A 12803-nucleotide genomic window follows, 5' to 3' on the forward strand; every position below is an offset into this window, starting at 1 on the left:
AGGGTGACGCCATGAATTTCCAGCATACCGAAGACCGCCGCATGCTGGCGGACACGCTGACCCGCTTCATCAGCGAGCAGTACGGTTTCGAAACGCGCGACAGGATCTCGCACTCGGCGAGCGGCTTCAGCCAGGAAATGTGGGCGCGATTCGCTGAACTCGGTGTCGTCGGCGCGCTGTTCGACGAGGCGCACGGCGGGTTCGACGGTAGCGGCTTCGCGATCGCCGTCGTGTTCGAACAACTCGGCCGCGGGCTCGTCGTCGAGCCGTTTCTCGATGCGCTGATCGTCGGGCAGATCGTCGTCCGTGCCGGCAATGGTACGCAACAGGCGTTGTTGGCCGACCTCATGAGTGGCTCGAAGATCGTTGCGCTCGCCCATGGCGAACCACACAGCCGTTACGAATCGTCACGTGTGGCGGCGCGCGCGGTGCGCGATGCGGACGGCTGGCGACTGAACGCTGACAAGGCCGTCGTGCAGCAAGGCGAGCATGCCCAGGTGCTGCTGGTGTCTGCGCGCACGGCCGAAGCCGAAGATGCCGAGGACGGCATTTCGCTGTTTCTGGTGCCGCGCGACGCAGCCGGCGTCAACGTGCGCAGCTACGGCAGGATCGACGGTGGGCGAGCCGCCGAAGTCTCGCTCGACGACGTGCGGCTCGACGCAGTGGCGTTGCTCGGTGGCGAAGGTCACGGGTATGCGGCGCTCGAGTACGGGATCGCCTGCGGCGTGCTCGCGCTGTGCGCGGAGGCGCTTGGCGCCATGGACTTGGCAAAGGATCACACGCTCGAGTACCTGCGCACGCGCAAGCAGTTCGGCGTGCAGATCGGCAGCTTCCAGGCACTGCAGCACCGGATGGCGGACCTTCTGCTTGAAATCGAGCAGGCGCGTTCGGCGCTCATCAATGCAGCGGCCGCGCTGCATTGCGAACGGGTGAAGCGCGAGCGTGCATTATCGGCGGCGAAATACAGCATTGGCCGCATCGGCGCGCGGGTGGCCGAGGAGTGCATTCAGTTGCACGGCGGCATCGGGATGACGTGGGAGCTGCCGCTCGCACATTACGCTAAGCGCCTTGTGATGATCGATCATCAGCTCGGCGACGAAGACCATCATCTCGCTCGCTATATTGCACTCGGCTGCGATGCCGGCTGATGCGAGCCGCTAGCGCGTTCGTCTTGGCGCTCTGCATTTTCGCCCTCAACCCTGGCTATCTGGATTTGTCATGTCGAATCTGAATTCTTCGTTACCGCTTGCGGGTGTACGCGTTCTCGATCTCTCCCGCGTGCTGGCGGGCCCCTGGTGCGCGACGGTGCTGGGCGATCTCGGTGCGGAAGTCATCAAGGTCGAACACCCGCGGCGCGGCGATGACACACGCGACTGGGGGCTGCGAGTCGGCTCGACCCAGACGTCCTATTTCAACAGCGCGAACCGCAACAAGCGCTCGGTGACGGTCGATCTGCAGACGGCCGAGGGCCAGCAGATCGTACGGGAGCTCGCACGGCAAAGCGACGTCGTGATCCAGAACTTCAAGTTCGGTGGCGTGGAAAAAATGGGGCTCGGCTATGAGCAACTGAAACAGATTCGCGAAGACCTGATCTACTGCTCGATCTCCGGGTACGACCGCACGGGGCCGGAAGCCGCGCGTCCCGGCTACGATCTCGTGGTGCAGGGCGAAGCCGGGCTGATGGCGATCAATGGTGAAGCCAGCCAGCCGCCGCTGAAGTTCGGCGTTGCCGCCGTCGACCTCTTTACCGGCATGTACTCGGCCCAAGCCATCCTCGCGGCGCTGTTCGAGCGCCAGAAGACCGGCAAGGGACGCCACATCGAGATGGCGCTATTCGATTGCGGCCTCATGATCACGTCTTACTACGGCCTCGAAGCGCTCATGATGGGTGAAGACCCGCTGCGCGTCGGCAACGCCCACCCGTCGATCGTGCCGTATGGCGTGTTCAACGCGGAAGACGGGCCGATCGTCATCACGGTCGGTAACAACGGGCAGTACGAGCGCTTCTGTCGGGAGGTGATCGAGCGTCCCGATCTCGCCGACGACGATCGGTTCAGGACGAATATCGGCCGTGCACAAAACCGCCAGGTGTTGCTGCCGGAAATCGATCGTGAACTCGGCCGCCACAAGCGCCAGGACTTGCTGAAACGCCTAAGGGGGGCCGGCATTCCGTGCGGCGAAGTGCTCGGAGTTCATGAGGCGCTGACGTCGAAGCGGGCGATCGACGCCGGGCTCGTGGTGACGCACGATCATCCGGAGTGCGGCAGCACGAACGTGCTTGCGCCGCCGTATCGCCTCGACGGTGTACGCTCGCCGGTGCGGCGCGCGCCGCCGCAACTCGGCGAAGGCACGAGAGACGTGCTGCATTCGCTGCTTGGGCTGTCCGATGAGCGGATCTCGCGGCTGAAGGCGGATGGCGTCGTTTGACAAAGAGGCGAAGGAGCCGTGAATCAGATGCGTGTGAGATGAAACTGGACCAGCGCGAAATACTCCGACAGGCGGGAAGTGGGGGCGATTTTTTCAGTGCTCCGGCGGTGACGGTGTAGGTGACGGTATCAGATCGACTGGCCTCAGAAACAGCGATCAAATCCAGATATTCCGGTGCAAAAGCTAACCGGGTGGGCGGCAGCGAACTCCATCTGCCGCTCAATCTGCCAAATAGCGTGGCCCTTCCCGCGCCGGCGGACGGCTCCGCGCGATGGACCCGGGTGCCCAGGTGACCAGCCGCGTGCCGCCGGGTCCGGAAAGCTTCCTGTCCCGCCGTCACGGCTGGCGCGGCGCCCGGTGCTACGCGACGCTCTGGCCCATCGCGGCGCACCTTGCCTGGCGGGTCTTTCCGGTCAGGCACCGGTCCCCTCCATCATGAGTGCAATAGAAATTCCGCGAGGGCTTGCATTCATTGGATTTCGGCGCCAGCACTGGGCCTGGCGGGTGTTTCGGTGTTGCGTGATTGCACCCACGCTCGACCGGCAACTTGAGGCCCCGGCAACTCGACATGGCCGAAACGACCAGCAGTTCATCGCACGCTCCTGGTATCCGCAAGAGGAAGCTGCTCTCCAAGCCGTATTTCGTTGTGAGCCTGCACCTGACTGATGAGGTGGATGCATTTTATTGTGCTGTATTGACTTCCAAAAATTAGCCGTCAAAGAAATGGGGTAGCATTTGGTACGGTGAGCGGCCGTCGGAGATAGGCGACGATACATACCGCGATCATCGAATAGTTGAAACTGTGTGGCCTGGCAAACGATTTTAACGCGCGACCTTGTGCGTGGAAGGAATGAAGCGTGAGACGGAAAATACCAAGCATGGAAGCGCTGATCGCCTTCGAAGCCGCGGCCCGACACTTGAGTTTCACACGAAGCGCCGACGAGCTTGCGCTTACTCAAAGCGCCGTCGGACGGCAGGTGGCGGGACTCGAAGAGTACCTTGGCGTTTCGCTTTTCAACCGTTTCAGAAAGCGGTTAAGCCTCACGGACGCTGGACAGGTGTACGCAAAGCGCGTTAGAGAAAGCCTGGAGCGGTTGGAGCGCGACACGATTGCGGCAATGGCCCATAAAAGCGAGGGTGGCATTCTTGAGTTGGCCGTCGTTCCGACGTTCGCGACACGCTGGTTGATTCCACGTTTACCGCAGTTTTACGAGGGTACAAAAGACGTTGTCGTGAACCTGACGACGCGTGCCGAACCATTCATGTTTAATGAAACGACCTTCGATGCGGCCATTCATTTCGGCAGCTCGCTTTGGCAAGGCGCTGTCACGCGGTATCTTTTTGGCGAGGAGCTAACTACTGTCTGTAGTCCAGCGCTCCTGGGCAGGAAGAAAAAACTGGAACCGGCGGCGATTCGAGACTTTGGGCTGCTGCATTTGTCTGCACGACCGGACTCCTGGCGACAATGGCTGACACGAGCGGGTTTGCATGACGTCGACGCTATGAAAGGTCAACGATATGAACTGTTCTCAATGCTGGTCGAAGCCGCGCGGGCAGGGCTCGGCATTGCGCTGGTACCAAGCTTCCTTGTAATGCGGGAAATTGAATCCGGCGAGCTAGTCAAACCTTTCGAACTATCGCTCCCTGGGGATAACGGATATTACTTTGTGTATCCGGAGAGCAATCAGAATTCGCCCGTAGTTCAGACTTTTGAGCGCTGGCTTCTCCCGGCCGCTGAGGCCTATGTCTCGGCGGTAAGCTAGCTGACGCATCCACGCAGCCTCACGCTCAGGGTCTCCCCTCGGGCCACTGTTTTTCTCCTCAGTCCGCGTTCGACGCAGATCGCCCGACACCCAACGGCTGCACCTCTGCAGGCAGTTCGTCCGACCAGCCCTCCACGCCATGTAGAGGCAGCGTATTACCCCGATAACCCATCAGGCCGGCAACGGAGGTGACCTTGATCATCTTCCGTCATCGCTTTGGGCGCATCACTGAAAGCGCTGCACGGGTCATTTCAATGGGTCGAAGCACCATTTCGGAACCACTTCATTCCTGATCCGCACAACATTGAACGTATATATCGTTTGCAGACAAGTGACACTGTTGCGAATATTGCTCTCATCAATATCGTCCGCCAGCAGGCGGGCTATTCGTCAAGTTTTGTTCCGATAAGATTCTCAAAGAATGACCCAATTCAGAAAAGACAAAGCATATTCCGCAGACGATGTCTGCTGGTCCACTCTTTCTCCCCGTGCTCAAGATAAAGCCAGGAAACGCGCATCGTCATACGCCATGCTGCTGACGAAGCCAACATCCGTCATTGTGGGGAATGTCCCTGACCGGGCAGACGTCAGTTCGGTCGCCATCCTTGGGTATAACTAAGCGCTGAGCGCGCATGCATCTCGTCTCGGTGCGCAAAGAGACGAGCTGTCAGTCGTTTCCTTTCCCGGTTTTGTCATTTGCCCAGGTTTTAGCTCAGCCTAAGCCAATATCGGCCCTGCTGTACACGGGAGCGATGTACATGGCTTCAAATGACGTTTGAAGATCATTTATCGAAGTTTTAGAGACGAGGAACCTGTTCGTGAAAGCATCTGACCTGTTCGTCAAGGCGTTGGAGAATGAAGGAGTCGACCGCATCTTTGCCGTGCCAGGCGAGGAAAACCTCGACGTTGTCGAATCGCTGCGCTTCTCGAAAATCGAACTGATTTTGACGCGGCATGAGCAGACAGCCGCGTTCATGGCAGCCACCCACGGCCGTCTTACCGGAAAGCCTGGCGTTTGTATGGCGACGCTTGGCCCCGGCGCGTTGAACCTTGTCACCGGCGCAGCCTATGGTCATCTCGGCGCAATGCCGATGGTATTGATCACGGGACAGAAACCGATCAAGACGGCTCGTCAGGCACGCTTTCAGATCGTGGACATCGTGGCAACGATGAAGCCACTCACCAAATCTTCGCGTCAAATCGTCAGCGGCGCCAGCATTCCCGCCGTGGTTCGGGAAGCTTTTCGCCTGGCTCAGGACGAGCGGCCTGGTCCGGTTCATCTGGAATTGCCGGAAGACGTGGCAAGTGAAGAGGTCAGCGATGACCTCGTCGTGGTGCCTCCACATCCCGTGGAACTTCCCGTTGCGCAGGATGCGGCTATCGAGCGAGCAGCGACAATGCTGGCACGCGCCGAGCGTCCGCTGGTCATGTTCGGTGCGGCCAGCAATCGGCCACGACTCGCCGGCCAATTGACCAGTTTCATCCGGCGCACAGGCATCCCCTATTTCAACACCCAGATGGGTAAGGGCACGATTGCCGCAACCGGCAGCGACGAAGCAAGCGAACTGTGGCTCGGTACGGCTGCGTTGAGCGAGCGCGATTACCTGCACGAGGCGATCGATCGCGCCGATCTGATTCTCACCATTGGCCACGACACCGTCGAAAAGCCGCCGTTCATCATGGGGCCGAAAGGGCCGAAGGTGATCCACGTAGGCTATACGCCAGCAGTCATCGAACAGGTGTTTTCTCCGCATGCACAGGTCGTCGGCGATCTCGGCTTGAGTCTGGCTCGCCTCGCCGATGTGCTCGAAGGCAGGCTGCCCAATGCGGGAGCATTGGCGCCGTTGCGAAAAGGTATCCTGAAGCGCACGATGGATCGGGCGACTGAGTCGCGCTTTCCGCTGACGCCGCAGCGCATCGTCAATGATGTGCGCGCAGTCATGCCAGCAGACGGCATTGTCGCGCTCGACAATGGCATGTACAAGATCTGGTTCGCGCGTTGCTACCGGAATCGCTGCGCCAACACCCTGCTGCTCGACAACGCTTTGGCCACGATGGGCGCAGGTTTGCCGTCGGCCATGATGGCTGCTCTGCTTTATCCCCAGCGTCGGGTGATGGCGGTATGCGGCGATGGCGGCTTCATGATGAACTCCCAGGAGCTCGAGACCGCCGTACGGCTGAAGCTCAATCTGGTTGTGCTGATTATTCAGGACGATGCTTACGGAATGATCCGCTGGAAGCAGGCCGTCGATGATTTCGGGGACTGGGGCCTGACCTTCGGCAATCCGGACTTTGTGAAGTACGCGGAGGCATATGGCGCGAAGGGCAGGCGCGTCGAATCGGCAGAGGGTCTCGTGCCTGAACTTGAGGCAGCCTTCCGTGAAGGTGGCGTACAACTGGTCGTGGTGCCGGTCGATTACACCGAAAACAATCGCGTGCTCGTCGAAGAGCTCAAGAACCGGGTGAGCGAGGTGACGCAATGAAGATCAAGGCAGCTGTTCTTCAGGCGATGGGCGCGGCAGCGCCGTATGCTGAATCCCGCCCGCTGTCCATCGAAGACGTTGAGCTGGCGCCGCCTGGCCCCGATGAAGTGCTCATCCGGATCGCCGCTGCGGGTCTGTGCCATTCGGACCTCTCGGTCATTAACGGAGACCGGCCTCGCCCGATGCCGATGGCGCTCGGCCATGAAGCAGCGGGCATCGTCGAGCAGCTGGGTGATGGAGTAACCGATCTTCAGGTCGGCGATCACGTCGTCGTTGTGTTCGTGCCTAGTTGTGGTCATTGCGCGCCGTGTGCTGAAGGACGGCCGGCCTTGTGCGAGCCGGGCGCGGCGGCAAACGGCGCAGGCACGCTGCTCTCCGGGGCGCGGCGTCTCAGCGTGCAAGACGAAGCCATCAACCATCACCTGGGCTGCTCGGTTTTCGCCGAGTACGCGACAGTGTCGCGGCGCTCCGTGGTCAAGATCGATCCTACAGTGCCGCTCGACGAAGCGGCACTCTTCGGCTGCGCGGTTCTGACTGGTGTAGGCGCGGTGGTGAACACGGCGCAGGTACGCGTGGGCGCATCGGTGGCGGTGATCGGTTTGGGAGGCGTGGGTCTCGCTGCGCTGATTGGCGCACAGGCTGCGGGAGCCCGACAGATCATCGCCGTTGATCTTTCAGATGCGAAGCTCGAGCAGGCGCGATCTCTCGGCGCCACCCACACGGTCAACGCGGCGCGCGAAGATGCGCTCGAGCACATCCGCGCGCTGAGTTCGGGCGGAGTCGAGTTCGCCTTCGAGTTTGCGGGCTCCATCCGTGCGCTGGATCTGGCTTACAGCATCACGCGCCGTGGCGGATCGACGGTTACCGCGGGATTGCCGCCGTCCACGGCGCGTTGGCCGCTGCCGGCCGTCAGCCTGGTTGCTGAAGAACGCACCGTTAAAGGCAGCTACATCGGAACATGCGTGCCTTCACGCGACATTCCACACTACATCGAACTGTACAAGCAGGGACGTCTGCCGGTCGACAAGCTGCTGACAGGACGTTTGCGCCTTGACCAGATCAATCGTGGCTTTGATCTGCTGCATGAGGGCAAAGCGATCCGCCAGGTGGTGGTGTTCGAATGAGCCAGGCAAACGAAAATTGGGCCGATGGCTGGAACGCGTTGCAGCAGTCGTTTCTGAAGTCAATGTTTCCTGCACCCCGCGATCCGTCGTCTGACGGGGACGCGCAGAAGACGAAGCAGACAATGCAAGCGCAGTTCGCCGATCTGACGGAAACCTGGAAAGCCTCGATCGATAAATGGACGGAATTTGCGAAAGATGGCGTCGACCCTCAAGCGTGGACGCCAGCGGCATTGCGCGAGATGTTCTCTCCAACTCGCTGGGGCGGCAACGGCGCGGGCGCGTTGGACGCGGCCCTGCAGCATGTCATCGAAGGGCCGAAATATGCAACGCTATGGACCCTCGACCAGAAGCTGGTGGAATTGCAGCATGCGTTGAGGAAGCGCGATGAAGCGGTGCTTGCGTATCAGGCGATCGTGCATCGGGCCTGGAATGCCGCGTCGGAACGCTTCACGAAGACCTTGACCACGAATGAAGACGCGTCGCCGATCACATGGCGCGGCCTGACGGATCGGTGGCTGAAGGTAGCCAATGAGACGCTGATCGAAACGTATCGCACGGACGAATTCGTGAAAGCGCAGACCCGTATGCTGCGCACAGCATCAGAGTATCGATTGAAGGAACGTGACATAGCCGAATCATGGTTCGAGGTCTGTCATGTCCCGACCCGTACCGAAGTCGATGAGGTACAGCGAACGGTGACCGAACTGCGGCGGCAAGTCCGATTGCTGCAGCGTCAAACCGCGTCGCGTCGGGACACCGAGCCTGTGCCGAAACAGTCACGCAAGCCTCGCGCCACAGCCGCGAAGACTGACCGCCCCATCCATTCCTGAGAGAACCCATGGCCGCCGAACAGAAATCGACCGCCGCACGGGCGCTCGCCGAATTGAACGACTTCAGCATGAAGCTCGCCCGTGGACGACGAATGCTCGACCGCGTCAAGGACGAGCATGTGCAGATCGCTACCGCCGACAAGGAAATCGTCTTTCAGGAAGACAAGACCACGTTGTACCGTTACAAACCCACGACCGAGCGCAGGGTCGGCGTGCCCGTGCTGGTCGCGTACGGCCAGATCGGCCGCTACACGATGACCGATCTGCAGGAAGACCGCTCGATGTTGCGTAACCTGCTCGCGCTCGGGGTCGACGTCTATGCGGTGGATTGGGGAAGCCCGACTCGCAGCGATCGCTGGCTCAAGTTCGAGGACTATGTCGATGTCTACCTGAACGATTGCATCGAATTCATTTGCCGTGAACACGAGATTGATGCGATCAATCTTCTCGGCATTTGTGAGGGTGGGGTGTTTTCGCTGTGCTACGCCGCGCTCTATCCCGAGCGCGTGAAAAACCTGCTCCTGACCATCACGCCGGTCGACTTTCATCGGGACCAGGCAGAAGGCCGCATCAATCACGGGCTGCTGAACCTCTGGACGCGCGGGATGAGCGGCGAGGATGTCGATCGGCTGATCGAGGCGAGCGGCAATCTCCCGGGCGAGTTGACCGGCTATGTCTTTTCGCAGATGACGCCGGGGGCGACCTTGTCGAAATACAACGTCGGGCTGCTCGACGCCTTCGACGATGAGAAGAAGCTGCTCAACTTTCTGCGCATGGAAAAGTGGCTTGCCGACAGGCCGCATCATCCAGGTGAAGCCGCCAAACAACTGCTGATCAATCTCTACAAGAACAATGAGCTGATTCGCGGCGAGTTTCAACTGGGCGGCCGCACTGTCAACCTTGCGGACATCAGCATGCCGGTGTTGAACATCTTCGCGAAGGACGATCACATCATCCCACCCAAGACCACGCAGGCGCTGCGCGAAGCGGTGGGCACTTCAGACTATCAGGAGATCGGCCTCGACGGCGGTCACGTTGGGGTCTTCGTGAGCGGAAAGTCACAAGGGGTGTTGGCGAAAGGGATCGTCGAATGGCTGCGCGAGCGCGACGGGCCATCCGCCTGAGATGAGCCACGACCAATGCAACCACGACTGAAAGAAGTGTCCGTGATCGGACGAGGGGGCTTTCACAAGCTCGCCTATACCGAGTGGGGCTCACCGGCTGCCGAACAGACCGTCGTCTGCGTTCACGGTGTTTCTCGCAACGGACGCGACTTCGACGCGCTCGCAGCGGCACTGGCGGAGAAGAGGGTACGAGTGATCGCCCCCGATCTACCCGGCCGCGGACGCAGCGACTGGCTGGCGTCGCCCACGCACTACACCGACCGTGCTTATATCCGGGCGATGTCGACACTGATTGCGCGGCTCGATGTCGAGAAGGTGGATTGGGTGGGCACGTCCCTTGGCGGGCATATCGGCATGTTGGTGGCTGCACAGCCCGGGATGCCAATAAGAAGGCTGGTGCTCAATGACTTTGGCGCGCGCGTGTCGGCTGTGGCGTTGAACAGGATCGGCAGCTATCTGATGCGTACGTGGCGTTTTTCGTCTATTGACGATGTCGAAGCGCATCTGCGTGAGGTCCACGCACCGTTTGGCAACCTCGACGACGCGCAATGGCGTCATCTGGCACAGCACAGTGCCGTGCCAGACAGGGCAGGTGGGTTTCGCTTTCACTTCGATCCAGGCATCGGGATGCGGTTTTCGATGCCATTCTTTCTCGACGTGACCCTTTGGCAGGTCTGGGACAAGATCGATTGCCCGGTGCTGATTTTGCGCGGGGAAGACTCGGACTTGCTGGCACGTGGCACGGTGCAAGCCATGCTCAGGCGCGGCCCGGCAGCCATGGACGGGCGAGTGACCGCGTTCGAATTTCCCGGGTGTGGTCACGCACCCGCACTGATGGATCAGTCGCAGATTGCTGTGATCACGAACTACCTCTTAACTGAACAGCCGACGCTCAATTAAAAAAGCCAGGACAGCCATGATTCAAGACAAGGTCGTTACCGCCGATGAGGCCATCGCATTGATACGGGATGGGGATATCGTGAGCTGTTCTGGGTTCGTCGGCATCGGCACGCCAGAGGAACTCATTGCGGCGCTCGAGCGACGCTTCATCGAAACTGAGGCGCCGCGCGATCTCACGCTTGTTTTTGCGGCGGCCCCTGGCGACGGCAAGGACCGGGGACTGAACCGGCTTGCCCATGAGGGACTCGTACAACGCGCCATCGGCGGCCACTGGTCACTCGTTCCGAAGCTCGGGAAGCTGGCAACGGACAACCGCATCCAGGCGTACAACCTGCCGCTTGGAACCATCTCCCACCTCTATAGGGATGCTGCGGCCCGTCGCGCCGGAACACTGACGAAGGTCGGGCTGGGTACATTCGTCGATCCACGCCAAAACGGCGGGAAGATCAACACACGGACTAAAGATGAGCTCGTGCGGGTGATGGAGATCGATGGTGAGGAGTGGCTCTTTTATAAATCCATCCCCATCAATGTCGCATTGATCCGTGGCACGACGGCTGATGCCGAAGGCAATATCACGATGGAGCGTGAGGCGTTGATGCTTGACGCTCAGGCTGCCGCAATGGCGGCGCGAAATGCCAACGGTCTCGTTGTGGCGCAGGTGGAACGTCTCGCCTCGACTGGCACGCTTGACGCACGCAACGTGGTCGTTCCCGGAGTTCTGGTCGATTGCGTAGTACTGGCGCCACAATCGTCGCATAAGCAGACCTACGCGACGGATTACAACGCGGCCTATTCGGGCGAGATCCGCGTTCCGGTGAACAAGATCCCAGCTCTTCCGCTCGATGAGAGGAAACTCATTGCGAGGCGCTGTGCCTTCGAGCTGCCGCTGGGTGGGGTCATCAACCTGGGAATCGGCATGCCCGAGGCGGTGGCGGCCGTCGCTGCCGAAGAGCGCGTGCTCGATCATCTGACCTTGACCGCCGAACCGGGAGTGATCGGCGGTATGCCGCAAGGAGGCCTGGATTTTGGTGCGGGCATCAATACCCACGCGCTCCTGCATCAAAACCAGCAGTTTGATTTCTATGACGGCGGCGGGCTTGATCTCGCATGCCTTGGCATGGCCGAAATCGACCGGGCGGGCAACGTCAACGTCAGCCGCTTCGGTCCTCGTCTTGCGGGCTCAGGTGGATTCATCAACATCAGCCAGAATGCCCGCCGGCTCGTGTTCGCCGGGACGTTCACTGCCGGAGGAGTTGCTACTACTGTCGAGGGTGGCCAGATGAGCATCGTCGCAGAGGGACGAACTCGCAAGTTTGTAGAGGCGGTCGAACAGATCACCTTCAGCGGGCCACTCGCAGCCGCGAAGGGACAGTCGGTTCTCTACGTCACCGAGCGATGTGTCTTCAGGCTTCGACCGGAAGGCCTGCAACTGATCGAAGTGGCACCGGGCATCGATATCGAGCGGGATGTACTGGCGCACATGGCGTTTCGACCCATCATTGGTGACGTAGCGTTAATGGACCCTCGTATCTACCGGTCGAAGCCCATGGGACTGGCTGGGGTTCTGCAAGACCTGCAATTGACCGACCGCCTTAACTATGACGCAGACCGCAATACTCTCTTCGCGAACTTCGAAGGTATGGCGATCCGTAGCGTCGATGACATCGAGTGCGTACGTCGGGTGTTCGACGCGTTATGTACCAAGGTCGGCAGACGGGTCGCGTTGATTGTCAACTACGACGGATTTCGACTCGATGAGTCGTTGGCGGACGAGTATTTCGAAGTGGTGGCCGAGTTACAGGTAAAGCATTACTCGACCACCACGCGTTACACCACTAGTGCATTCATGCGCATGAAGCTGGGCGAAGCGCTGTCATCGCGCCAGGCCGCTGCGCACGTTTTCGAAACGCATGCTGAAGCTGCTGAGTTCCTCCGCGCACGAGAACCAGTTTTAGATTCTTAACGACGAGCACCTCTCACGTTGGAGATCATACACGCCTCACGCGACCAACGAGCAAGGCTGAGTGGCGGTCATTTATTCCACATCGGGTAACGAGATTTGCCGCTTTCCAGCTCTTGGGATGCACCTGCGGATCCGCCTCCGATGCCTTGATCAGCGAGCGGATCGCGGTGGGCACGAGAGCGAAAG

General features: G+C 60.2%; 10 protein-coding genes. 9 read left to right on the forward strand and 1 reads right to left on the reverse strand.

Translation table 11 applies throughout. The features are described 5' to 3' along the window. Positions 1-11: 11 nt before the first annotated feature. The 3 genes from L0U84_RS40190 (at position 12) to L0U84_RS40200 (ending at position 4190) form a co-directional block, all read left to right on the forward strand. On the forward strand, positions 12-1148 hold the full coding sequence (locus L0U84_RS40190; protein WP_233859263.1) for an acyl-CoA dehydrogenase family protein: 1137 nt from the start codon (positions 12-14) through the stop codon (positions 1146-1148). A gap of 70 nt (positions 1149-1218) precedes the next feature. Further along, positions 1219-2427 carry a CaiB/BaiF CoA transferase family protein gene (locus L0U84_RS40195; RefSeq protein WP_233859265.1) on the forward strand — a complete coding sequence of 403 codons (1209 nt, stop codon included), beginning with the start codon at positions 1219-1221 and terminating at the stop codon, positions 2425-2427. A gap of 857 nt (positions 2428-3284) precedes the next feature. Continuing rightward, a complete protein-coding gene (locus L0U84_RS40200) occupies positions 3285-4190 on the forward strand; it encodes a LysR substrate-binding domain-containing protein (protein WP_233859267.1) in 906 nt (301 codons plus the stop codon). Between the two features lie 58 nt (positions 4191-4248). Here the strand turns inward: L0U84_RS40200 and L0U84_RS40205 are convergent, their stop codons facing one another. After that, positions 4249-4392, reverse strand: a complete 144-nt coding sequence (locus tag L0U84_RS40205) for a hypothetical protein (protein WP_233859269.1) — start codon at positions 4390-4392, stop codon at positions 4249-4251. A 616-nt stretch (positions 4393-5008) separates the two neighbouring features. Between L0U84_RS40205 and L0U84_RS40210 the strand changes: the two genes are divergently transcribed. The 6 genes from L0U84_RS40210 to L0U84_RS40235 are packed head-to-tail and all read left to right on the forward strand — an operon-like array spanning position 5009 to position 12617. Further along, on the forward strand, positions 5009-6673 hold the full coding sequence (locus tag L0U84_RS40210; protein WP_233859271.1) for an acetolactate synthase large subunit: 1665 nt from the start codon (positions 5009-5011) through the stop codon (positions 6671-6673). After that, a complete protein-coding gene (locus tag L0U84_RS40215; RefSeq protein ID WP_233859273.1) occupies positions 6670-7797 on the forward strand; it encodes a zinc-dependent alcohol dehydrogenase family protein in 1128 nt (375 codons plus the stop codon). The genes L0U84_RS40210 and L0U84_RS40215 overlap by 4 nt, the downstream gene beginning before the upstream one ends. Continuing rightward, positions 7794-8627, forward strand: coding sequence for a poly(R)-hydroxyalkanoic acid synthase subunit PhaE (locus tag L0U84_RS40220; protein WP_267940142.1), 834 nt, complete (start codon positions 7794-7796; stop codon positions 8625-8627). The genes L0U84_RS40215 and L0U84_RS40220 overlap by 4 nt, the downstream gene beginning before the upstream one ends. An 8-nt stretch (positions 8628-8635) precedes the next feature. Then, the gene (gene phaC / locus L0U84_RS40225; RefSeq protein ID WP_233859275.1) at positions 8636-9751 is read left to right on the forward strand and encodes a class III poly(R)-hydroxyalkanoic acid synthase subunit PhaC; all 1116 of its coding nucleotides are present in this window, start codon (positions 8636-8638) and stop codon (positions 9749-9751) included. A 15-nt stretch (positions 9752-9766) separates the two neighbouring features. Then, entirely contained in the window at positions 9767-10651 is an 885-nt protein-coding gene (locus tag L0U84_RS40230) for an alpha/beta fold hydrolase (RefSeq protein ID WP_233859276.1), read from the forward strand. Between the two features lie 16 nt (positions 10652-10667). Next, positions 10668-12617 carry an acyl CoA:acetate/3-ketoacid CoA transferase gene (locus L0U84_RS40235; RefSeq protein ID WP_233859277.1) on the forward strand — a complete coding sequence of 650 codons (1950 nt, stop codon included), beginning with the start codon at positions 10668-10670 and terminating at the stop codon, positions 12615-12617. Positions 12618-12803 lie beyond the last annotated feature (186 nt).

It is taken from the genome of Paraburkholderia sp. HD33-4 (assembly GCF_021390635.1).
In the GTDB taxonomy this organism is placed as follows: Bacteria; Pseudomonadota; Gammaproteobacteria; order Burkholderiales; family Burkholderiaceae; genus Paraburkholderia.